Origin of the sequence: Lentzea sp. CC55 (genome assembly GCF_021056325.1) — a bacterium.
In the GTDB taxonomy this organism is placed as follows: Bacteria; Actinomycetota; Actinomycetes; order Mycobacteriales; family Pseudonocardiaceae; genus Lentzea; species Lentzea jiangxiensis.
Genome location: NZ_JAJCXE010000007.1, coordinates 23,236 through 44,918 on the forward strand (window position 1 = coordinate 23,236; position 21,683 = coordinate 44,918).

Below are 21,683 nucleotides of genomic sequence, written 5' to 3' on the forward strand. Positions count from 1 at the left end.
CCCCACCCTCAGGACCCCTCGCAACACAACCTACCCAGCACCACCGACAAGATCGACAAGATCAGAGGACAGCGCGAACCGCTTCACCCACGGGCGTCTCGCCCTCGACCAGCTCGAGGGTCTTCCCGAAGGTCCCGGGAGCCCCCAGCAACTCCACCAGCACAGCAGCGACATCGGCCCGGGCAACCGACCCGCGGGGCAACCGAGGCGCCGCAAGGGTCACCAGCCCGGTCCCGGGCCCGTCCACCAACCGCCCCGGCCGGAGGATCGTCCAGTCGAGGTCCCGGCCGCGAAGATCCTCTTCGGCCATCTTCTTGGCCTTCAGGTACACGGCGAACTCGGGATCCACATCGGGCGAGTCGGCGGCCTCGATGCCCACCGACGACACCTGGACGAACCGCCGCACCCCGGCCTCCACGGCGGCGGAGGCGAAGAGGGCGGCGGCCCCGTAGTCCACGGTGTCCTTGCGGGCGGCGCCGGATCCGGCACCCGCGCCGGCGGCGAACACAGCCGCGTCAGCGCCGTTCAAATACGAGGCGACCGAGTCGAGGTCGGCGGACTCCAGGTCGCACAACACCGGAACGGCTCCGGCTTCCTGCACGTCACCGAAGTGATCGGGATTGCGGACCAGCGCGGTGGCGGCGTGTCCACGGGTGGCCAGCTGCTGCTCGAGGAGCAGCGCGATCTGCCCGTGTCCGCCGGCTATGACTACTCGCATGTCCCGACCGTAGATCAGTGTGCGGCGCCCGGCACGACGCGCGCGATCAGGACGCGGTGGCGAGCACCTGCTCGTAGACGAGCTCGTTGACCCAGCGGGTGATGGCGGTGTCCTCGGCGGGGACGCTCTCCTGGCGGCCGGACACGTCGACCGAGAGGTCCTTCTCGTCGTCGGCCAGCAGGACCGAGACGCCGTAGCGGCGGACGCGGGGCAGGCAGTTCGCGAGGTAGTCGTGCGAGAAGGCGACCGACTCGGGGAGGACGACCGCGGCGTTGCCGTAGCGGGCGAAGGGAACCGCGGAGGCGAGGGCGGTGCGCCAGTGGCGGGCGACGGCCAGGACGCCGACGATGCGGACGGCGGCCGGCGGGACGCGGCCTTCCATCTCCGGCCACACCCAGGTGGAGACGGTGGTCTTGTCGGCCTCGGGAGCGGCGCCCACGCACACGCGCTCGGCGTGGGCGTCGGCCAGGAGCTCGGCCACCACGACGACCTTGCGGCCCATGAGGACCATCTCGGGGAGAACGACTCCGTGCCAGCCGAGGCGGATCGCCGCGGCGGCTGCCAACTCCTCGACGGACGCGGGCAGTTCCGGAACCGGGACCGGGGTCGTCGACAGACCGTTCGAGCTGTCGAGGGCCGCGATCCTTGCTGGGGTGCTGCTCACGCCAGTGCCTCCTCGTCACCCGCGGCGGGCGATCCGCCGCGTTTCGACTCGTGCTCTGGATAAGGATTAGCAGGAAGCGCACGGCCCGCCCCCAGGTCAGCGCACCCCCTGCGATCGACGGCGCCGAGCGGTCGGTGACCGGTCGAAGAACGGTGTGGCGAGTTCGGTCCTACGATGCTGCCGTCTGGGTGACGTCGACCCGAATGGCCGCACCGAAAGACCTGATCAGAGTGGGTGCGCCAGGCGTGGGGCGCGAAACCGCCGATCGGTGAGCGGTCGCCGTCCGCCGACCGTTCACCGCGCCAGAACGACCACCTACATGATGATCACGGTCTTGCCGGGCCCGTGACCTGCGAAAACGTCGACAGCCCCGCGCAGCGGCAAGCGGCGGGCGATCGGTACCCGCAGCTCACCGGCCTGCACCATCGACGCGAGCCGCTCCAACGCTTCCTTCGTGCCCTTCATGCTGAAGTTCTGCGCCGGGTCAGCGGAGACGTAGTTCGTGTTGAACGCCAACGGCGCGTAGCGCGCGTTCGCCTCGAACGACGAACGGTCGGCGCTCACGAGGTCGATCAGGGCGTCAGCTTCGACGAGCGAGTCGCCGCGGCCGACCGGGATGACGCGCTTGCCGGCCGCACGGGCGATCTGGGTGGCGAACGACCCGACGCCTCCGGAAGCACCGACGATCAGCACCGATTCCGCGGGTCCCAGCGCCTCGACCAACTGGAGTGCGGTCATTCCCGCCGTCGGCAATGCGGCGGCGACGGCGGGATCCATGTCCTCGGGCACGGAAGCCAACGCGTTGGTGGCCGGAACTGTGACGTACTCGGCGTATGTTCCGCCGCCGACGGGACGGCGGAAGAACGTGCCGAAAATCCTCTCCCCGGAACCGACTACCTCACCCGCACCATCAGTTCCGGGAACCAACGGGAACACATGGGGCGCGGAACTCCGCAGCATCCCGTCGACGACTTTGCGGTCGAACGGGTTGACGCTCGCCGCGAGCAACCGGACCTTCAGCTCACCGGGCCCCGCCTGGGGCTCCGGGACCTCCACCAGCTCCAGCTCCGCGCCGAAGTCCGCTGCCGCCATCGCCCACATGCTGGCCCCCGAACGAGTGACAGACATCACCTGTTGGATCAAGGAATCCGATACTGCCGATCAACGAAAGAACCCCCCTCGCGATTCCGCGAGAGGGGTTCCCTCTGTCTTTCGATGGGCAAGGGGGGAGTTGAACCCCCACGTCCTTTCGGACACACGGACCTGAACCGTGCGCGTCTGCCATTCCGCCACTTGCCCCTGGAGACGTTGAGAACACTAGCACGCGTCCAAACCAGGTTCCTAATCGCCCCCTGTAGGCGTCGTCGCACCCGGATACGATCGGTGCGGGAGCCCGTCCGCGCGGAAGGAGTCGACATGGGCCTGCAACGCTTCGAGCGCAAGCTCGAAGGTCTCGTCGGCAACACCTTCGCGCGGGTGTTCGGCGGCAACGTCGTGCCCCAAGAGGTGGCACAGGCGCTGCAACGGGAGGGTGACAGCAACATCCGCGAGCTCGCGGGTGGCAGACTGCTAGCCCCCAACCACTACACAGTGCTGCTCGGAGCCCAGGACCACGAACGTCTTGCGGGCGATGAGCAGGATGAACTACGCATCACACAGCTCCTCGCAGAGGGCCTGCGAGAGCACCTGGCCGAGTCCGGATGGGATACCTATGGTGACGTCGTAGTCTCCCTGGAGCGCTCCGAGGCGCTGCACACCGGACAGTTCCGAACCAGCTCGTCCGTCGACCCCGACGTGAAAGCGGCCAGCCGACGGTCAGCACCACCTCGCACCGCAGGAGACCGATCCATGAGCCAGCCACCCGGCTACGGACAAGGACAGGGCCAGCCCGCCCAGGACCCTTATGGTCAGGGCGGCTACGGCCAGCAGGGCTACGACCAGCAGGGCTACGGCCAGCAGCAGGGTTACGGCCAGCAGGGCTACGACCAGGGCTACGGCCAGCAAGGCGGCTACGACCAGGGCTACGGCCAGCAGGGCGGCGGCTACGGCGGCGCCCCGCAGGGCTACGACCAGGGTTACGGCCAGCAGCAGGGCTACGACCAGGGCTACGGCGGCGGCCAGCAGGGCGGCGGCGGGTACGACCAGGGTTACGGCCAGCAGCAGGGCTACGGCCAGCCCGGTGGCTACGACCAGGGCTACGGCGGCGGCCAGCAGGGCGGCTACGACCAGGGTTACGGCCAGCAGGGCGGCTACGACCAGGGCTACGGCCAGCAGCAGGGCTACGGCCAGCCCGGTGGCTACGACCAGGGCTACAACCAGGGCGGATACGCCCCGCCGGCGACCCAGGGCGCGAACCGCCAGCTCAACGCGACGCTGCACCTCGACGACGGATCCAACCGGACGTACAACCTCAAGCAGGGTGGAAACGTCGTAGGACGTGGGCAGGAGGCCGACTTCCGCCTCCCGGACACGGGTGTCTCCAGGCGCCACCTGGAAATCTCGTGGGACGGGCAGAATGCGATGCTCGCGGATCTCGGTTCGACCAACGGCACCACGGTGAACGGCACGCCAGTGCAGACTTGGCAACTCGCGGAAGGCGACGTCGTCCGCATCGGCCACTCGTCACTGGTCTTCCGCACCGCGGGCTAGTGGTCGGCACGGGCGTCGGCATGCAACTCAAGGCAGGAGCGGTTACAACCGGTGCAAGAGCTGGTGATGCAGCTGACCAGAGCGGGCTTTCTCGTGCTCCTCTGGCTTTTTGTGCTGGCCGCCCTACGTGTGGTCCGCTCTGATCTCTACGCAGCCTCAGGGCTCCGGGCGTCAGGTCTGCCCGGATTCCGGAGGTCCGAGAAGTCGGCGAGGGGGAGCAAGGCGCCTCGGCAACTCGTGGTCACCCACGGGGCGCTGACCGGCACCCGCATCTCGCTCGACGGCAGGCCGATCCTGATCGGCCGCGCTGACGACTCCACTCTCGTCCTGGACGACGACTTCGCGTCGACCAGGCACGCGAGGCTGTCCATGCGCGGTACCGACTGGTACGTGGAGGACCTCGGCTCCACGAACGGCACCTACCTGGACCGAGCCAAGGTCACCGCACCCCTGCGCGTACCTCTCGGCACCCCGATCCGCATTGGCAAAACGGTGATCGAGCTGCGCTCATGACCTTGGTTCTTCGATACGCGGCCCGCAGCGACAGGGGCCTGGTTCGTTCCAACAACCAGGACTCCGTGTACGCGGGTCCTCGCCTGCTCGCAGTAGCCGACGGCATGGGTGGCCACGCCGCCGGTGAGGTCGCGAGCAAGGTGGTCATCGCCTCGCTGGCCCACGTCGACGACGACGAGCCCGGCGACGACCTCCTCGGCAAGCTGCGCGACGCGGTCGCGAGTGGCAACGGCGCCATCTCCGAGCTCGTGACGAGCGACCCGGACCTGGAGGGCATGGGCACCACGCTCACGGCCATCCTGTTCGCGGGCAACCGCCTCGGGCTCGTGCACATCGGCGACTCGCGCGCGTACCTCCTGAGGGAGGGTTCTTTCGCGCAGATCACGCACGACGACACGTTCGTCCAGTCGTTGATCGACGAGGGCCGGATCACCCCGGACGAGGCGGCCACGCACCCGCAGCGCTCGCTGCTGCTGCGCGCCCTCACGGGGCACGACTTCGAGCCCAGCCTCACGGTGCGCGAGGCGCGTGCCGGCGACCGGTTCCTGCTCTGCTCGGACGGCCTGTCCGGCGTCGTGAGCCTGGAGACGCTCGACGAGGCGATCCGCATCCCCGACCCGCAGGCCTGCGCGGACCGGATGATCGAGCTCGCGCTCAAGGGCGGCGGTCCCGACAACGTCACGGTGATCGTGGCGGACGTCGAGGACGTCGACTTCGGCGACGACTACCCGATCGTCGGCGGCGCGGCGGGCGACGGCAGCGAAGAGCACAACACCCCTCCGGACTCGGCGGCCTCGCGGGCGGCGACGCTCACGCAGCAGCGCCCGCCCGTGCCCCAGCGCATGGAGGCACCGCCTCCTCCCCCGCAGGACCCGAAGCGCAAGAAGCGCAACGCCCTCAAGGCGTTCGCGATCATCTTCGTGCTGCTCCTGCTCGCCGCGGTCGTCGCGGTCGGCGGCAAGCTGTGGCTCAACACCCAGTACTACGTCGGCGCCACCGCGGACGGCCAGGTCGCGATCTTCCGCGGTCTCAACGGCTCGGTGCTCGGCTTCAAGCTCTCGTCCAAGGTCGAGGACTCGTGCCCGCCCGGCTCCACGGGCTGCACCCCGATCACGCTGAACGACCTGCAGGAAGCCGGCCGCAAGACCATCACCGCGGGCATCCGCAGCGACAACGGCCTGGACGGCGCCCGCGCCGCGGTCCGGTTGCTGCGCACCGAGCACATGCTGCCGCTGTGCAAGGACACGTCGTCGACGTCGAGCACCCCCACGACGCCGACCACCTCGTCCAGCACGCCGGGCAGCAGCACCTCGAACGCGCCCGCCAACGGTTCGGCGAACCCGGAGACCGGTTCCACCGAGCCTTCGCTCACCCCCTCCCAGCAGAAGCCGGGTGTGGAATGCCGGGAGGGTCCGTAGCTGATGGGCTCGCCCGTCCCCACCGGGGAAGGCTCAGCAGGTGCGTCGGTGGCGACGAGCACGTCGCCAGGACTGCGAGCGCCGACGCGGCGCGGCACCGAGCTGGTCATGCTGTCGTTCGCCGCCGGCCTCGTGACGCTGGCGTTGATCCTGGTCGAACTGAACCAGGAGCGCTCGCTGAGCCTGAGGATCCTCTACCTCGGTCTCGCGTACCTCGGTCTCTTCGCCTGTGCCCACCTCGCCGTGCGCCGGTGGGCGCCGTACGCCGACCCGGTGATCCTGCCGTGCGTCGCGTTGCTCAACGGGCTCGGCCTGGTGGTCATCCACCGGATCGACCTCGCCATGGAGGGCACCGTCTTCCCGGACGGCTCGACGTGGGATCCGATGGCGTTCAAGCAGGTCATCTGGACCGCCATCGGGTTGTTGCTGTTCGCGGCGACGCTGAAGTTCCTCACCGACCACCGCACGCTCGCGCGGTTCGGCTACACGTTCGGCCTCGCCGGCCTCGTCGCGCTGATGCTGCCCGGTGTGCTGCCGGGCTTCATCGCCCCGGAGATCAACGGCGCGAAGATCTGGCTGCGCATCGGCCCGTTGTCGATCCAGCCCGGTGAGTTCGCCAAGATCCTGCTGATGGTCTTCTTCGCCGCTTTCCTGGTGTCGAAGCGGGACCTCTTCACCGTGGCGGGCCGCCGGTTCCTCGGCATGGACCTGCCGCGCGCCCGCGACCTCGGTCCGCTGTTCGCGGCCTGGGGCGTCACGGTCGCGGTCATGGTGCTGCAGAAGGACCTCGGCTCCTCACTGCTGTTCTTCGGCATCGTGCTCGTGCTGCTCTACGTCGCCACCGAACGCGCGGCGTGGGTCGTGCTCGGCCTCGGCCTGTTCTCCGGCGGCGCGGTCGTCGCGTGGAAGCTGTTCGGGCATGTCCAGCAGCGCGTGGCGAACTGGCAGGACCCGATCTCGCGCTACGAGCTCGTCGGCGGCGGTTACCAGATCTCGCAGTCGCTGTTCGGGCTCGCGACCGGCGGCATCGGTGGTGCCGGCCTGGGCGCCGGCCGCCCGGAGATGATCCCCGAGGCGAACACCGACTTCATCACTGCCGTGATCGGCGAGGAGCTCGGGTTCATCGGCTTCGCGGCGCTGCTGCTGGTCTACATGATCTTCGCGTTGCGCGGCCTGCGCAGCGCCATCGCCGTGCGCGACAGCTTCGGCAAGCTGCTCGGCGGCGGTCTCGCGTTCGCGGTCTGCTTCCAGGTGTTCATCGTCGTCGGCGGTGTCACCAAGCTGATCCCGATGACGGGCATCACCGCACCGTTCCTGTCCAAGGGTGGTTCGTCGCTGCTCGCGAACTACATCCTGGTGGCGTTGCTGCTGCGGATCTCCGCGGCGGCGCGGGCCCCGCAGCGGGCTCCGAAGCCGAAACCGCAGCAACCGGCCATCGCCGATCAGCACACTGTGATGGTGGAGCGTCCCAAATGAACACACCGCTCCGCCGCGTCGGCATGGCCATGATGGTGATGATCCTGCTGCTGCTGGGCAACGCCACGTGGGTCCAGGTCATCAACGCCGACGAGTGGCGCAAGAACGCCTACAACCGCCGGGTGCTGCTCGACGAGTACGCCCGCAAGCGCGGTCTGATCACGGTCGCCGACGGCACGGTGATCGCGGACGTCAAGGAGACGACCGACCGCCTGCGGTACCTGCGCACCTACAACGCGGGCCCGGTCTACGCACCCGTCACGGGGTACCTGTCGGTCACCTACGGCACCTCCGGCATGGAGCGCGCCGAGAACGACCTGCTCAACGGCTCGGACGACCGGCTGTTCGCGCGCCGCGTCTCCGCGTTGATCACCGGTCGCGACCCGGTCGGCGGCAACGTGCAGCTCACCCTGAACGCCAAGGTGCAGCAGACCGCGTACGACCAGCTGACGGCGAAGGGCTTCACCGGCTCGGTCGTCGCGATCAAGCCGGACACCGGTGAGATCCTCGCGATGGCGAGCACGCCGTCCTACGACCCGAACCTGCTCGCGAGCCACGACGTGAACGCGCAGGCGGCCGCCTGGAAGCAGTTCACGGCCAAGGACGCGAACGACCCGCTGGTCAACCGCGCGACGCAGGCCCTCTACCCGGCCGGCTCGACGCTGAAGGTGGTCGTCGCGGCCGCGGCGCTCGCCGACGGCAAGACCAAGGACTCGCAGTACACCGCCAAGGGCTCGATCACGCTGCCGGGCAGCACCACCCCGCTGCCGAACTTCAACGGCACCCCGTGCGGCCCCGGCGAGACGGTGTCGATGGAGACCGCCCTCGCCAAGTCGTGCAACACGGCGTTCGGTGAGATGGCGAGCCAGGTCGGCGCGAACAAGCTGCGCCGCCAGGCGGAGAAGTTCGGCTTCAACGACCCCGACCTCGAGATCCCGCTGGTGGTCGAGACCTCGACGCTCGGGCCGATCCCGGACGAGGCCGCGCTCTACCAGACCGGCATCGGTCAGCGCGACGTGCAGATCACGCCGCTGGAGAACGCGGTGGTGGCGGCGACGATCGCCAACGGCGGCAAGCGCATGCAGCCGTACCTGGTGTCGAAGATCCTGGGCCCGGACCTGAAGTCGATCGACGACACCGAGCCCGACGAGGTCGACACCGCGATGAGCACGGCCAACGCGGCCGCGCTGCGCGACATGATGATCCAGTCGGAGATCAACACGGGCGGCGAGGGCCGGCTGCAGAACGTCCAGGTGGCGTCGAAGACGGGTACCGCCGAGCACGGCGCCGACGTCACGAAGAACAACCCGCACGCCTGGTACATCGGTTTCGCGCCGGCGCAGAAGCCGGAGATCGCGATCGCGGTGATCGTGGAGGACGGTGGCGACCGCGGCCTGGGCGCCACCGGTGGCAAGGTCGCCGCTCCCATCGGCCGCGCCGTGATGAACGCGTACCTGGCAGGCCGCTGATGCTGACCACGGGCCAGCTCCTCGCCGACCGCTACCGCCTCACCAGGCGGATAGCGGTCGGTGGCATGGGCGAGGTCTGGGAAGGCGCGGACGAGCGGCTCGACCGGCGGGTGGCCGTCAAGGTCCTCAAGGCCGAGCTCTCCGGCGACCCGGAGTTCCTGCACCGCTTCCGCACCGAGGCGCGGATGACCGCGTCGCTCAACCACCCCGGCATCGCGTCGGTGCACGACTACGGCGAGACGGCGTCCGTCACCGACGGGCCCGAGGACACCGCCTACCTCGTGATGGAGCTGGTCGAGGGCGAGCCGCTCGCGACGATCATCTCCCGCGGCCGGCTGGCCGCCGACGTGACGCTCGACCTGCTGGAGCAGACCGGGAACGCGTTGCAGGCGGCGCACGAACGCGGGCTGGTGCACCGCGACGTGAAGCCCGGCAACATCATGGTGACCCCCTCCGGCAAGGTGAAGATCACCGACTTCGGCATCGCGAAGGCCGTGGACGCGGCCCCCGTGACGCGGTCCGGCATGGTGATGGGCACCGCGCACTACATCGCTCCCGAGCAGGCCCTCGGTGGCGAGGCCGAGCCGGCGAGCGACGTCTACTCCCTGGCGGTGTGCGGCTACGAGTGCCTCGCCGGGCACCGGCCGTTCCTCTCGGACAACGCGGTGACGGTCGCGATGATGCACATCCGCGACATCGCGCCGCCGTTGCCGCCGGACGTGCCGCCGGGTGCGCGCGCGTTGATCGAGGCGACGCTGGTGAAAGACCCGAGGCAGCGCTACCGGACCGGCGGCGAGTTCGCCGCGGCGGTGAGCGCCGTGCGGGTGGGCCAGCCGCTGCCGACGCCGTCCGGCTTCACGATGCCGCCGATCCCCCAGCAGGTCGTGCAGCAGCCACCGCCTCCTCAGGTGTCGCAACCGCTTCCGGTACCACCGCAGATGCAGCAGCAACAACACCACCAGAGCCGTCCCGGCACCCATCCGGCGATGCAGCCGGCGGCGCACCAGACGGGCATGCAACCGGTGCACCAGACCGGAACGTTCACCCCGATGCCGACACCACCGGGGAGGAACCGGTCCGTCGTCTGGGCTATGGTCGCTCTTCTGGCGACCGTGCTGGTGGTGCTCGGCGTGGTCCTCGTGTGGAAGCTGACGCTGGGGTCGACCGATGCCAGTGGTCAGGGTGGCCGTCCGACCACCTCCACCTCGGCGAACCAGAACCCGCCGGCGAACGGGCAGGCGAAGCCGGACTCCGCCGACCGCATACCGGGCACCGCGCCGAAGCGGATCGACGAGGACGACTACATCGGTCGTTCCGGCGACGAGGTCAGGACCGAACTGGTCGACCACGGCCTGGAGCCCCAAGTGCTGAGCGCCCAGGGCACGTCGCCGGGGGACCTGAAGAAGTGCCGGGTCACCGCCATCGCGCCGACAGGCGAGGTGCCGGCGGGCTCGCAGGTGAAGGTGACGTGCGCGCCATGAGCAAGACCAGAACCGACTTGGGAACACCGTCGACGAGGAGCGGGACGAAGCACCGATGAGCACTCCGCGACTGCTCTCAAACCGCTACGAACTGGGTGAGACCCTCGGGTACGGCGGCATGTCCGAGGTCCACAAGGGGCGGGACGTCCGCCTCGGCAGAGACGTGGCGATCAAGGTGCTACGAGCCGACCTCGCCCGTGACGCCCAGTTCCAGGAACGATTCCGCCGCGAGGCGCAGAACTCGGCGGCCCTGAACCACCCCGCCATCGTCGCCGTCTACGACACCGGTGAGACGCAGACCGAGTACGGCCCGCTGCCGTACATCGTGATGGAGTTCGTCGACGGCCGGACGCTGCGCGACATGGTGAAGACGCAGGGCCCGCTGTCCGGCAAGCGCGCGATGGAGGTCATGGCCGACGTCTCGGCCGCGCTCGACTTCAGCCACCGGCACGGCATCGTCCACCGCGACGTGAAGCCGGCGAACGTGATGATCACCAAGTCCGGCGCCGTGAAGGTGATGGACTTCGGCATCGCGAGGGCGCTGCACGATGGTCAGGCCGCGGTCACGCAGACCGCCGCGGTCATCGGCACGGCCCAGTACCTGTCGCCGGAGCAGGCGCGCGGCGAGTCCGTCGACGCCCGTTCCGACGTCTACGCCGCCGGCTGCGTGCTGTTCGAGCTGCTGACCGGCGAGCCGCCGTTCACCGGCGACTCGCCCGTGGCGGTCGCGTACCAGCACGTCCGGGAGGACCCGAAGGCTCCGTCGCAGCTGAACCCGAAGGTGTCGCCGCAGCTCGACGCGATCGTGCTGAAGGCGATGTCGAAGGGCCCGGCGAACCGCTACCAGTCGGCCGCGGAGATGCGCGCCGACCTGGTGCGCGTGCTGTCGGGCCAGCGCCCGTCCGCGCCGGCCGTGATGACGGCCGAGGACCGCACCGCCGTGATGAACGAGCAGGCGCGCACTTCTCGCACGCAGGTGATGTCCGGTGGCGGCGGCAGGCACCGCCCGGCGGCGCTGAAGTCGGAGCCGGACGACAGCTACGACCCGCTCGCCGACGAAGAGGAAGAGCGTCGCGCGAAGCGCAAGAAGGCCATCATGGTCACGCTGGTGGTGATCCTCTGCGCGGCCGTGCTCGGCCTCGCCGCGTGGATCACCGCGAGCGTGATGGACAACGGCGCCGAGCCGGCGGAGAAGGCCTCGGTCCCGTCGATCGTCGGCCTGAGCCCGTTGGAGGCCAAGGAGAAGATCACCAAGGCCGGCCTCGTCGCGGTCCAGGAGGACGTCGCCTGCGAGCCCGGTCCCGCCGGCACGCCCGCGAAGTGCACCGCCGACCAGATCAACAAGGTCGTCAGCGTGAACCCGCCCGAGGGCACGCAGGTGCAAAAGGGTGGCCAGGTCACGATCGCCGTCGGTGCGCCTCCCGGTGAGGGCACCGTCCCCGACCTGACGGGCAAGACCCCGCAGGACGCCCAGGCGGTCCTGGACAAGGACCCGAACGGCTTCAAGCTGCAGCAGAGCGACCAGACCGTCGAGGTCGACGACCCGGCCAAGGCCGGCAAGGTCGCGCAGCAGAACCCCGCGGTGGGCTTGAAGCTCAAGAAGGGCGGCACCATCACCATCCAGCTCGGAAAGGCGCCGGACAGGCAGAACGTGCCGAACGTGGTCGGTGACGACCAGAACGACGCCCGCCAGACGCTGGAGGGCTCGGGCTTCAAGGTCGTCATCGAGCCGGTCGACAGCTCCAAGCCCGAGGGCACGGTCCTCTCGCAGACGCCGCAGGGCAACGCGAAGGTCGACAAGGGCACGACGGTGACGCTGCGGGTCTCGAAGGGCAACCAGATCGAGATGCCGGACCTCACGGGCCTCAGCGAGCGGGAAGCCGACGCGAAGCTGAAGCAGCTGGGCTGGAACGGGAACCTCAACGTCCAGGAGCAGCAGGTCGGCGACCCGACCCAGACCAAGAAGGTCGTGGCGCAGAACCCGGCCAGGGGCACCACGATCACCAAGGGCGCGACGGTGACGATCACCGTCGGCAAGTTCGGGATCGTGACGAGCTAGACGAGCTGCGAGCTGTGGGGCGGCTTCCCTCCGGGGGAGCCGCCCCTTCGCTTCACCGGCGGGCGGCCGCGGCGAGCGTGCGCATGCCGTTCTCGAGCTGGGCGACCGTGGCCTCCGGCACCTCGAAGCCGCAGACCTTCAGCCAGTTGGCGAGCATCCGGTGGCCGCCGTCGGTGAGCACCGACTCGGGGTGGAACTGCACGCCCTCGACGGGGAGCTCCCGGTGACGCATGGCCATCACGATGCCGGTCTCGGTCTTGCCGGTGACCTCGAACTCGGCGGGGATCGTCTCGGGCAGCACCGTGAGCGAGTGGTAGCGCGTCGCGATGAACGGCTGCGGCACTCCGGCGAGAACGCCCTGGCCCTCGTGGAAGACGATGCTCGTCTTGCCGTGCAGCAGCTCGGGGGCGCGGTCGACCGTGCCGCCCCAGACCACGCCGATCGCCTGGTGGCCGAGGCAGACGCCGAAGACCGGCTTGCCGGTGCCGGCGCACTTCTTGATGACGTCGACGCTCGCGCCCGCGCGCTCCGGTGTCCCGGGACCGGGGCTGACGAGCACACCGTCGACGTCGTCGATCTCGTCGAGGTCCACCTCGTCGTTGCGCCGCACGACGCACTCCGCACCCAGCTGGGCCAGGTACTGGACGAGGTTGTAGACGAAGCTGTCGTAGTTGTCGACCACGAGCACGCGCATGGAGAGAGCCTAGTCGGTCGCGTCGAGTGAGTTAGCTCTCGTCTTCTGACAGGTTAGGCTTCCCTAAAATAGGTGTCATGAGTCGCCCCTTGCGCGTCGCGATCGTCGGCGCCGGCCCCGCAGGCGTGTACGCCGCCGACATCCTGACCAAGTCAGATGTGGACGCGCAGATCGACCTGTTCGAGAAGCTCCCGGCGCCGTACGGCCTCGTCCGCTACGGCGTCGCACCCGACCACCCGCGCATCAAGGGCATCGTGGGCGCGCTGCAGAAGGTGCTCGACCGCCCGTCGGTCCGCTTCTTCGGCAACGTCGAGTACGGCGTCGACATCAAGCTCGACGACCTCCGCCAGTTCTACGACGCCGTCATCTTCTCGACCGGCGCCTCCTCGGACCGCGAGCTCGACATCCCCGGCATCGACCTGCCCGGCAGTTTCGGCGCCGCGGACTTCGTGTCCTGGTACGACGGCCACCCCGACGTCCCCCGCACCTGGCCGCTGACCGCGAAGTCGGTCGCGGTGCTCGGCGTGGGCAACGTCGCCCTGGACGTCGCCCGCGTGCTGGCCAAGACCGCCGACGAGCTCCTCGTGACCGAGATCCCGGCGAACGTCTACGAGGGCCTCGCCGCCTCCCCCGTCACCGACGTGCACGTCTTCGGCCGCCGCGGCCCGGCCCAGGCGAAGTTCACGCCGCTGGAACTGCGCGAGCTCGACCACTCTCCGAACGTCGAGGTGATCGTCCACGCCGAGGGCATCGAGTTCGACGAGGCCTCGATGCACGCGATCAGGACCAACAAGCAGGTCGAGATGATCGTGAAGACGCTGCAGGAGTGGGCGATCCGCGACGTCGGCAACCGCCCCCGCCGCCTGCACCTGCACTTCCTCGAGGCCCCGGTCGAGGTGCTCGGCGACTCCTGCGTCACGGGCCTGCGCACGGAGACCCAGGAGCTGACCGGCGACGGCAACGTCCGCGGCACCGGCGTCTTCACCGACTGGGACGTCCAGGCCGTGTACCGCGCCGTCGGCTACCTCTCGACGCACCTGCCCGACATCCCGTTCGACCACGTGTCGGGCACGATCCCCCACCTCGCCGGCCGCGTGCTGGACCTCGACGAGGTGCCCATGCCCGGCATCTACACGACCGGCTGGATCAAGCGGGGCCCGATCGGCCTCATCGGCCACACCAAGGGCGACGCCCTGGAGACCATCACCAGCCTCCTGGACGACGCCGCGAGCCTGCCGCCCGCCTCGTCGCCCTCCCCGTCCGCGGTGGTCGAGTTCCTCGAGCAGCGCGGCGTGCCGTTCGTGACGAACGAGGGCTGGGGCCGGCTCGACGCGCACGAGATCGCGCTCGGTGCGGCTCACGGCCGTGAACGCGTGAAGGTCGTCTCGCGCGAGGAGATGACCGCGATCTCGAACGGCTGAGCCGCTCGAACGGCTGAACGCCGTTCCTCGATGGAGCCGCCATCGCACGTGTGCGCGGTGGCGGTTTCACCGCAGCAAGCCGAGGAGCAGCTCACTCGGTCGTGACGTTGTTGAACGGCAGCTTCGGCTCCGCCCACGGGAAGACGACGAACATCAGCAGCGCGACGATGCCGGCGACCAGCACGACGGCCTCGATCACCCGCAGGAACAGCGGGCCCGGCAGGTGGCGCCAGATCCAGCCGTACATCAGCCCTCCGTCATCTCGGGCGGCACGAAGCCGTCGGCCACCGGATAGCTCTTGGTCTCGATGGCGTGCACGATCAGCCGCTGCTTGTCGGAGAAGCGCGGGTGGCAAGTGGTCAGGGTGAGCAGGCGGGCCTGCTTGTCCGCGGGGACGGTGGTGCCCACCTGGTGCGGGACCGGGGCGATGACCTCGCCCTGGGTCGGGGCGACGATCTCCTGGCCGACGGTTTTGGCGTAGGCGTCGCCGAGGGTGGTGGCCAGCGGGGCGACGCCGGCGCAGGCGGCTTCCTTCGACTTCGGGTTGTTCGCCCAGCCGGCGACCTCGTCGCGCATGGGGAGCACCCGGTAGACGAACCACTGGGTCTGGGTCTGCACGACGATCGAGTTGCACGACTGGAGCAGGTCGAGGTCGTTGAACGGCGCGCCCTTGCCCACGCGGTGGCCGGCGATGGCGAAGTTGCCCGCCTCGCCCGGCTGGGCGGTGTCCTTGTAGTGGCCGGGGCCGATCTCGAGGTGCTTGTCGGTGGTGCCCTCGACCACGGAGAACTTCCAGTCGTTGCCGAAGACCGGGATGTACATCTTTGCGAAGGCCTTGCCCTCGATGAGGTTCAGCTTCGACTGGCGGTTCGGGTCGGCCGGGGGCGGCGTGACGACGTTCGAGCTCCACTCGGAGTCGAGCGCGGCGGTGGCGTCCTGCTGCTTCTCCGCGGAGAGCAGGTCGGTCACGTAGACCTCGTAGACGACGAACAGGAGCACGACGAGGCCCAGCGTGATGAGGCCTTCGCCGATGCCGCGCACCGTCTTGCGGGCGAGGCTGTCCGGCGGCAGGGCGTTTTCGGCCTGCGGCTCGTCGTCGTAGTACTCGTCATCGTCGTAGTACTCGTCGTCGTAGTCGTCCTCGACGCGCGGGATCACCTCGGTGGGTGGCTCGACCGGGCGGGGACGGGGCGGCATCGGCCGCGGGGGCATGCCCCTGGGCGGCATTCCGGGAGGTGGACCGGGCTGCGGGCGGCCGGGCTGCGGCATTGCGCGAGCGGGCGTGCCCAGCGGGGGACCCTGGCGGTGCGGCGGCGGGGCGTTCGGCGGCAGGTTTCCGGAGAAAGCGCTGGTGAACTGGGTTGCTTCCGGTGGCGGCAGCGGGGTGGGCCGCACGTGCCGCAGGTCATCGCGACGGGGTGCAGGGCGCCGGGGAGGCGGCTGCTGCGGTCCCGAGTTCACCTGAAACCTCCGCGCGGACTGTGAACTGAAAACAACTGCGTCTGCAAGGTGGTTCGCTCACCACCGCCGCTACGTTAACGTGTCTCCCGAGTAGTGCACGTAAACTAGCGTCACTCACGGATATCCACGTCAGGCGAGGACAGCATGCCCAAGTCCAAGGTCCGGAAGAAGGCGGTCTACACCGCACCCACTGACCGCCGCACGCCGGTCAAGGTCAAGGCAGCGGGGCCGTCTCACCCGGTCTACGTCGCCGTGATGCTCGGCTTCATGCTGCTCGGCCTCGCGTGGTTGGTCGTGAACTACATCGCGGCCGAGAAGATCCCGTTCATGCTCGAGCTGGGCGCGTGGAACTTCGCCATCGGCTTCGCGCTGATGATCATCGGTCTGCTCATGACGATGCGCTGGCGCTAGCCGCAGGCCACGTCACTGTTCGTAGGGTCGGCCCGGACGTCACACGTCCGGGCCGATTTTTGTTCGGGGCGTGTTCACCTGGTTCACCTGAGCGTCACCGAAGCACACGGCTGTAAGTCATCCCCATTGGGGACAAGTCCTGTGGACAACTTTGCACCAAATTGCACAAGCGACGGTTTCCCCTCATGCGGACCCGTTCGGTTGTCCACATTTCATGCGGCACACTCGACATGTGACTCGCACCTGGTCCACTCCAGCCCCGCTGGTCGTCGTCGCGTGGGTGGCGGCCCTCGGCCTCGCCGTCGCGACCTTCCTCGCTGACGACAACGCGGGCCGTCTGCTCATCGGACTGGCAACGCTGCTGGTCGCATACCTCGCGGCGTTCGCCTCCATCGCCCGGCCGAGGCTCACGGCGGACGCGAACGGGCTCGCCGTGCGCGGGTTCGCGAGCACCACGGTGCTGCCGTGGCACGAGGTGAAGGTGAAGCTGCAGACCACCCGCCGGCTCGGCAAGGAACAGCAGACGCTGGAACTCGACGCCGACGACCGCCTCGTCGTCCTCACGAGACTGGACCTCGGCGCCGACCCCGAAGAAGTGGCGGGGGTGCTGCACGCATTGCGCCCGTGAATCGCCTCTAGCGGCACGTCCTGGCGTACTCGAGGACGATTTCGGCGGTCGTGTCGAGTTCGGTGGCACGCAGCGCGAACATCACGCCGAGCAACACCACGGCCGCCACGACGGCACCGGTCTGGTACGCGTTGCGGTTCTGCCGCGGTGCCCTGACCATCGCGAGCGTCAGCAGGCCGCCGATGACGAACCCGCCGAGGTGCCCGAGCAGCGAGGCGTTGGTGAAGAGGTTCGACACCAGGTTGATGCCGACGACCACGAGGATCGTCGAGATGTCCCGCTTCTGGCGCTTGAACACGATCAGCAGCGCGCCCATCAGGCCGAACACCGCACCGGACGCACCGGCGAGCTGCTGGCAGATGGTGCCGAAGTAGAACGCCGCCGCACTGCCGCCGAGCAGCGACAGCAGGTACACGGCGCTGTACCGCAGTTTGCCCAGCTCCTGCTCGACGATGGGACCCACCACGAAGAGCGCCGCCATGTTGAGCGCGAGGTGGATCAGGCCGAAGTGCATGAAGCCCGACGTCAGGATGCGCCACCACTCACCGTTGGCGGTCACCTCCGGGATCATCGACGTCGCCGTGAACAGCTCCGAGCGGGAGTTGTTCATCGGGCTGCCGGACTGGACGACCGTGACCACGTACGCGAGGACGTTGAGCGCGATCATCACCTGCGTGATGACCGGCCGGCCGGTCGAGACCACCGCGCCCGCGGACGTGCGGGCCTGGCGGACCGAACGGGCGCCCTCGTTCACGCAGTCGACGCACTGCATGCCGACGGAGGCGTCGCGCAGGCACTCCGGGCAGGCCGGACGGTCGCACCTGGTGCAGCGCAGCCGGGTGGGCCGATCGGAATGACGTGCGCAGACCGGGGTTTCCGGCTGCGCTCCGATCGGCCCCTCCGGTGGCACGGATGCGTTGCTCACGCGCGTTCGATCGTGATCCGCTCGATCTTGATGTCGTTGACCGGACGGTCGCCCGCGCCGGTCGTCGTGTTGCCGATCGCGTCGACGACGTCGCGCGACTGCTGGTCGGCCACCTCACCGAAGATCGTGTGCTTGAAGTTCAGCCACGTCGTCGGCGCCACGGTGATGAAGAACTGCGAGCCGTTGGTGTTGGGCCCGGCGTTCGCCATCGCGAGCAGGTACGGCTTGTTGAACTGCAGTTCGGAGTTGAACTCGTCCGCGAAGCGGTAGCCGGGGCCACCGCGGCCGGTGCCCGTGGGGTCACCGGTCTGGAGCATGAAGCCCGCGATGACGCGGTGGAACAGGGTGCCGTCGTAGAACGGACCCGACTTGGTGCCGCTCGCGTTCGCCTCGGTGTAGTCCTTGGTGCCCTCGGCGAGCCCGACGAAGTTCGCCACCGTCTTGGGGGCGTGGTCGGGGAACAGGTTGATGCGGATGTCGCCCTGCGTGGTGTGCAGGGTCGCCGTCACCTTGGTCCCGACGAAGGATTCATTGCTGTCAGCCACCACTCCATCGTGCCATCACAGGCGCCGATGTTCAGAAACGGGCACGATGGGGTACCTCTACGCCATCACCGGACGACAACGTGTGGAGCACAGAATGGACGAGGTGGACGTCATGACCCGTGCCGGCGAGAACGTTGGCAAGGCTGTCGGCACCGGTCTGAAGGCCGCGCGTCAGGGTGTCGTTCGCGCTGGTCACGCCGCTGAGGTCAAGCTCGCCGAGCGCGGCATCACGGCTGATCACGTTCGCGGCGCACTCGTGGAGCGGGCCGACACGCTCATGGGCAAGGCTGAGGACTGGGAGAAGCAGACGCGTCGCTCTCGCAAGCGCCTCGCCAAGAAGAGCGCTCAGACTCGCGCCGACCTCATGAGCAGGGCCGAGGTCGTGCGCAAGGAAGTGAAGAAGGCAGCGAAGCAGGCGCGCAAGGACGCGAAGGTGCGCGCCAAGGAGATCCGCAAGGCCGCGGCCCAACTCGGTGCCGACGCACCGAAGCGCCGCCGCTGGCCGTGGGTGCTGGGTCTCCTGATCGCGGCGGCCGCGGCGGGCTACGTCGCGATGACGCGCCGGCCGCAGGAGGTGCAGCTGCACGAGGAGGACCAGGTCCCGCACGCGGAGCCGGTCCTCAACGGACAGGTGCCCGCCCAGAAGGAACCCGTCAAGTAACCCCCGGGCGCAGTCAGAGCTTCAGCCCTTTGATCGCCTCTTCCGCGATCCGGCGAGCCTTGATCGACTGCTTCTGGTTGCTCGTGACGACCACAGCGGCGTCGCTCTTCGCCACGGCGTAGACGACGCCGCTGTTGTTGTTCACGTATCCCCCGGCCCATCCGGTGGGTGAACTCGCGGGCTGTGAACCGTCCGGCGCCGCCTCGTTCACGATCATCTTCGCAACGCGCTCATCCCCCACGTACACGCGCACGGTCAACTGGATCTCGGTTGCCGTGGCGTAGAAGAAGCACGCCGGGTGAGGTTCGTCCGTTGACAGTTTCACCTTCGGTACGCGCTGCCCGTTCGCTTCCGCCACGAAGGCGGTCGCGAGGTACGGGCAGGTGCCGTCGCTCGCGGGCTGGGGCGCGGGCGGCACTGTCGGAGCAGCGCTGGTCGTGGTGGTGACCTGCTGGGTCTGGGTCGTCGGCGCCGGCACGTTCTGGGCGACATCGGGACCGCATGCCGCGAGCGCGCCGAGCAGGGGCAGCAACAGTGCTCGTTTCATAGGGGCAACAGTCAACCAGACGCCGGAAGCGCCTCGGACGGGACACTGTAATTGGTCCATACCTTTTGTGCCCTGACCCCTCAACCCGCGCCCCGGAAGGACCCCCGTCATGGAGTTCCTGGAGTCACGACGAGAGCACGCCCTGGCGCTGTTCCGCATCATCATCGGTCTGCTCTTCGTGTTCCACGGGGTGCAGAAGGTCCAGAAGGGAACCGAGCTGCTGTCCTGGCCCGGCGGCCCGGTCATGCTCATCGAGCTGATCGCCGGTGGTCTGGTCCTCATCGGACTGTGGACGCGTTGGGCGGCGTTGATCAGTTCCGGCGCCATGGCCTACGCCTACTTCGTGGTGCACCAGCCGAAGGCCCTGCTGCCGATCCAGAACGGCGGCGAGCTCGCGGCGATCTACTCGTGGGCGTTCCTGCTGCTGGTGTTCACGGGCGCCGGCGCTTGGAGCATCGACCAGCTGCGCTCCAGGTCGTCGAGGAAGTCGCTGGCGAACGCCTGAGCCGTGAATGCGCTGAAGCCCTGTTCGCTGCGGCGCGAACAGGGCTTCAGTGTGAAAACGTGTGGAGACGAGGGGAATCGAACCCCTAACCCCCGCCTTGCAAAGGCGGTGCTCTGCCAATTGAGCTACGTCCCCGAGCCTGAGGACGGCACGCCGTCCGTCAGAGCGAGACCGAGATCAGTCGGTGGGAGCGGTGGCCTCGCGCCACAGGTCCGCGTCGGCCTTGGCCGAACGGCTGCGCTTGACGAAGAACAGAACCGCACCGGCGACCACGACGAGTGCGATGATCTTCTTAGCCACTTCGAATCCCTCCCAAGACTGCTGGCGCACGACCCCACTACGCTACAGGATTCCGAGCGATCATGATGGGGGTCCGGGGGTTTGCCCCCGGCAGGGGGTCTGGGGGCTTGGCCCTCAGAGAAAAAGACGATGATTCGGGATGAGTTCGACGATTGACGTCGACATCTAAAGGCACCGAATCGAGTGGGCCTAGGAGGACTTGAACCTCCGACCTCTTCATTATCAGTGAAGCGCTCTAACCGCCTGAGCTATAGGCCCTCGATCAACTGTCACCCTCTCGGGGCGACGAGGAGAACCTTACAGGATCGTCCTCGCCGCTCCCAAATCGGGGGTCATTCACGCTCGGAGAGCGTCAACTCCAAGCCACCGGCCAGGTCCGCGGACACGTTGTAGACGAACGCGCCGACGGTCGCGAGGGCGGTGAACAGCACGATGTTCACCGCGCCGATGATCGCCGAGACGCCGAACACGCGGCCCGCGCTGATCAGCGGCTCCCCCGGCTCGTTGGCCTGGAGCAGGTCGTTCGCGGTGCTGTTGATCTTGTCCCAGACGCCCATGCCGTGCAGGACGCCGTAGAGCACGCCGACCGCCACGAGCCAGACGAAGAACAGCGCGACACCCAGCACCAGGGCGAGCTTGAGCACCGACCACGGGTCGACGCGCTTCACCTGCAGCGAGGCGCGACGCGGGCCGCGGCCGGGGCGGCGGGCCGACGGGGTGGACGCCGCGGGGCGGGCACCGCCGGTGCCCATGTTCACCGACGTGCGGCTGCTGCCCAGGCCCACCGGCACGGCCGAGCCCGTGACCACGGGCTTCTGCACCTTGACCGTGTCCGGGTCGGTCGACGGGAACGCCGGCGCCGGCTCGGAGGACGGCACCGGGGGTGCGCCCGGAGCGACGTGCGTCTCGGCGGTGTCGCGCTGGGTGGCTTCCGTGTCGTTCGTCACCCGCTGCCAGGGCGGCGGGGTCGAGACGACGACCGGCTCGTCCGCGGCGGGAGCCACCGGGTCGGCCGAGACCGTCTTGTCCTCGGCCGTCGGCTTCTCCTGCGCGGCGGGAGCGACGCCCTCGGCCGTCTTGGCCTCGGTCACCTTCTCCGCCGACACGGGCTTTGTCTTGTCCTGCGCGGTTCCACCCG

The 21,683-nt window shown here is 68.8% G+C and carries 22 protein-coding genes, 3 tRNA genes and 1 pseudogene; 12 read left to right on the forward strand and 14 right to left on the reverse strand.

Annotated features, from left to right (window positions below; all coding sequences use genetic code 11):
* Nucleotides 1-61 precede the first annotated feature (61 nt).
* From L6E10_RS04675 to L6E10_RS04690, 4 genes are all read right to left on the reverse strand, one after another.
* Nucleotides 62-718 (reverse strand): NAD(P)H-binding protein, encoded by a 657-nt coding sequence (locus L6E10_RS04675; RefSeq protein WP_236217127.1) that lies wholly within the window; start codon nt 716-718, stop codon nt 62-64.
* Between the two features lie 46 nt (nt 719-764).
* On the reverse strand, nt 765-1,382 hold the full coding sequence (locus tag L6E10_RS04680; RefSeq protein ID WP_236217129.1) for a hypothetical protein: 618 nt from the start codon (nt 1,380-1,382) through the stop codon (nt 765-767).
* A gap of 315 nt (nt 1,383-1,697) precedes the next feature.
* Nucleotides 1,698-2,474 carry an NADP-dependent oxidoreductase gene (locus tag L6E10_RS04685; protein WP_236217131.1) on the reverse strand — a complete coding sequence of 259 codons (777 nt, stop codon included), beginning with the start codon at nt 2,472-2,474 and terminating at the stop codon, nt 1,698-1,700.
* A 124-nt stretch (nt 2,475-2,598) separates the two neighbouring features.
* Nucleotides 2,599-2,681 (reverse strand) — tRNA-Leu (locus tag L6E10_RS04690).
* 117 nt (nt 2,682-2,798) lie between these two features.
* On the opposite strand from L6E10_RS04690, the gene L6E10_RS04695 reads away from it, so the two are divergent.
* The 7 genes from L6E10_RS04695 to pknB are packed head-to-tail and all read left to right on the forward strand — an operon-like array spanning nt 2,799 to nt 12,447.
* Nucleotides 2,799-4,031 (forward strand): DUF3662 and FHA domain-containing protein, encoded by a 1,233-nt coding sequence (locus L6E10_RS04695; protein ID WP_236217133.1) that lies wholly within the window; start codon nt 2,799-2,801, stop codon nt 4,029-4,031.
* A 51-nt stretch (nt 4,032-4,082) separates the two neighbouring features.
* On the forward strand, nt 4,083-4,544 hold the full coding sequence (locus L6E10_RS04700) for an FHA domain-containing protein (RefSeq protein WP_030480247.1): 462 nt from the start codon (nt 4,083-4,085) through the stop codon (nt 4,542-4,544).
* Nucleotides 4,541-5,962 carry a PP2C family serine/threonine-protein phosphatase gene (locus L6E10_RS04705; protein ID WP_236217135.1) on the forward strand — a complete coding sequence of 474 codons (1,422 nt, stop codon included), beginning with the start codon at nt 4,541-4,543 and terminating at the stop codon, nt 5,960-5,962. The genes L6E10_RS04700 and L6E10_RS04705 overlap by 4 nt, the downstream gene beginning before the upstream one ends.
* 3 nt (nt 5,963-5,965) lie before the next feature.
* Nucleotides 5,966-7,438 carry an FtsW/RodA/SpoVE family cell cycle protein gene (locus tag L6E10_RS04710; RefSeq protein WP_236217137.1) on the forward strand — a complete coding sequence of 491 codons (1,473 nt, stop codon included), beginning with the start codon at nt 5,966-5,968 and terminating at the stop codon, nt 7,436-7,438.
* Entirely contained in the window at nt 7,435-8,907 is a 1,473-nt protein-coding gene (locus tag L6E10_RS04715) for a penicillin-binding protein 2 (protein ID WP_236217139.1), read from the forward strand. Before L6E10_RS04710 ends, L6E10_RS04715 begins: the two co-directional genes overlap by 4 nt.
* Entirely contained in the window at nt 8,907-10,388 is a 1,482-nt protein-coding gene (locus tag L6E10_RS04720; protein ID WP_236217141.1) for a serine/threonine-protein kinase, read from the forward strand. The genes L6E10_RS04715 and L6E10_RS04720 overlap by 1 nt, the downstream gene beginning before the upstream one ends.
* Before the next feature lie 55 nt (nt 10,389-10,443).
* Complete coding sequence (gene pknB, locus L6E10_RS04725; RefSeq protein WP_236217142.1) at nt 10,444-12,447, forward strand: Stk1 family PASTA domain-containing Ser/Thr kinase; 2,004 nt, start codon at nt 10,444-10,446, stop codon at nt 12,445-12,447.
* A 52-nt stretch (nt 12,448-12,499) separates the two neighbouring features.
* Here pknB and L6E10_RS04730 read toward each other — a convergent pair whose 3' ends face one another.
* On the reverse strand, nt 12,500-13,141 hold the full coding sequence (locus tag L6E10_RS04730) for an aminodeoxychorismate/anthranilate synthase component II (protein WP_236217144.1): 642 nt from the start codon (nt 13,139-13,141) through the stop codon (nt 12,500-12,502).
* A gap of 77 nt (nt 13,142-13,218) precedes the next feature.
* Between L6E10_RS04730 and L6E10_RS04735 the strand changes: the two genes are divergently transcribed.
* The gene (locus L6E10_RS04735) at nt 13,219-14,562 is read left to right on the forward strand and encodes an FAD-dependent oxidoreductase (RefSeq protein ID WP_236217146.1); all 1,344 of its coding nucleotides are present in this window, start codon (nt 13,219-13,221) and stop codon (nt 14,560-14,562) included.
* Nucleotides 14,563-14,653: 91 nt separating this feature from the next.
* Here the strand turns inward: L6E10_RS04735 and L6E10_RS04740 are convergent, their stop codons facing one another.
* Together L6E10_RS04740 and L6E10_RS04745 are read right to left on the reverse strand one after the other, a co-directional pair.
* Nucleotides 14,654-14,809 carry a hypothetical protein gene (locus L6E10_RS04740; RefSeq protein ID WP_167978244.1) on the reverse strand — a complete coding sequence of 52 codons (156 nt, stop codon included), beginning with the start codon at nt 14,807-14,809 and terminating at the stop codon, nt 14,654-14,656.
* Nucleotides 14,809-15,957 (reverse strand): class E sortase, encoded by a 1,149-nt coding sequence (locus L6E10_RS04745; protein ID WP_236217149.1) that lies wholly within the window; start codon nt 15,955-15,957, stop codon nt 14,809-14,811. Before L6E10_RS04745 ends, L6E10_RS04740 begins: the two co-directional genes overlap by 1 nt.
* A 210-nt stretch (nt 15,958-16,167) precedes the next feature.
* On the opposite strand from L6E10_RS04745, the gene crgA reads away from it, so the two are divergent.
* Both crgA and L6E10_RS04755 read left to right on the forward strand, forming a co-directional pair.
* Nucleotides 16,168-16,434 (forward strand): cell division protein CrgA, encoded by a 267-nt coding sequence (gene crgA / locus L6E10_RS04750; protein ID WP_090101865.1) that lies wholly within the window; start codon nt 16,168-16,170, stop codon nt 16,432-16,434.
* 232 nt (nt 16,435-16,666) lie between these two features.
* Nucleotides 16,667-17,062 carry a PH domain-containing protein gene (locus tag L6E10_RS04755; protein ID WP_236217151.1) on the forward strand — a complete coding sequence of 132 codons (396 nt, stop codon included), beginning with the start codon at nt 16,667-16,669 and terminating at the stop codon, nt 17,060-17,062.
* A gap of 7 nt (nt 17,063-17,069) precedes the next feature.
* On the opposite strand, the gene L6E10_RS40670 is transcribed toward L6E10_RS04755, so the two are convergent.
* Nucleotides 17,070-17,987, reverse strand: coding sequence for a rhomboid family intramembrane serine protease (locus L6E10_RS40670; protein WP_236217153.1), 918 nt, complete (start codon nt 17,985-17,987; stop codon nt 17,070-17,072).
* Nucleotides 17,984-18,532, reverse strand: a complete 549-nt coding sequence (locus tag L6E10_RS04765; protein ID WP_090101867.1) for a peptidylprolyl isomerase — start codon at nt 18,530-18,532, stop codon at nt 17,984-17,986. The genes L6E10_RS40670 and L6E10_RS04765 overlap by 4 nt, the downstream gene beginning before the upstream one ends.
* 94 nt (nt 18,533-18,626) lie before the next feature.
* On the opposite strand from L6E10_RS04765, the gene L6E10_RS04770 reads away from it, so the two are divergent.
* Nucleotides 18,627-19,193 carry a hypothetical protein gene (locus L6E10_RS04770; RefSeq protein WP_236217155.1) on the forward strand — a complete coding sequence of 189 codons (567 nt, stop codon included), beginning with the start codon at nt 18,627-18,629 and terminating at the stop codon, nt 19,191-19,193.
* Nucleotides 19,194-19,206: 13 nt separating this feature from the next.
* Here L6E10_RS04770 and L6E10_RS04775 read toward each other — a convergent pair whose 3' ends face one another.
* The gene (locus L6E10_RS04775) at nt 19,207-19,740 is read right to left on the reverse strand and encodes a DUF2020 domain-containing protein (RefSeq protein WP_236217222.1); all 534 of its coding nucleotides are present in this window, start codon (nt 19,738-19,740) and stop codon (nt 19,207-19,209) included.
* A 109-nt stretch (nt 19,741-19,849) separates the two neighbouring features.
* Here L6E10_RS04775 and L6E10_RS04780 point away from each other — a divergent pair, with 109 nt between their 5' ends.
* Complete coding sequence (locus L6E10_RS04780) at nt 19,850-20,245, forward strand: DoxX family protein (RefSeq protein WP_236217157.1); 396 nt, start codon at nt 19,850-19,852, stop codon at nt 20,243-20,245.
* Nucleotides 20,246-20,307: 62 nt separating this feature from the next.
* On the opposite strand, the gene L6E10_RS04785 is transcribed toward L6E10_RS04780, so the two are convergent.
* From L6E10_RS04785 to L6E10_RS40675, 4 genes and pseudogenes are all read right to left on the reverse strand, one after another.
* Nucleotides 20,308-20,380 (reverse strand) — tRNA-Ala (locus L6E10_RS04785).
* A 45-nt stretch (nt 20,381-20,425) separates the two neighbouring features.
* Nucleotides 20,426-20,545 (reverse strand): annotated as a pseudogene (locus L6E10_RS04790) (DLW-39 family protein); the annotation flags it as partial.
* Between the two features lie 184 nt (nt 20,546-20,729).
* Nucleotides 20,730-20,803, reverse strand: a tRNA-Ile gene (locus L6E10_RS04795).
* A gap of 74 nt (nt 20,804-20,877) precedes the next feature.
* Nucleotides 20,878-21,549, reverse strand: coding sequence for a DUF3566 domain-containing protein (locus L6E10_RS40675; protein WP_236217224.1), 672 nt, complete (start codon nt 21,547-21,549; stop codon nt 20,878-20,880).
* Between the last annotated feature and the right edge of the window lie 134 nt (nt 21,550-21,683).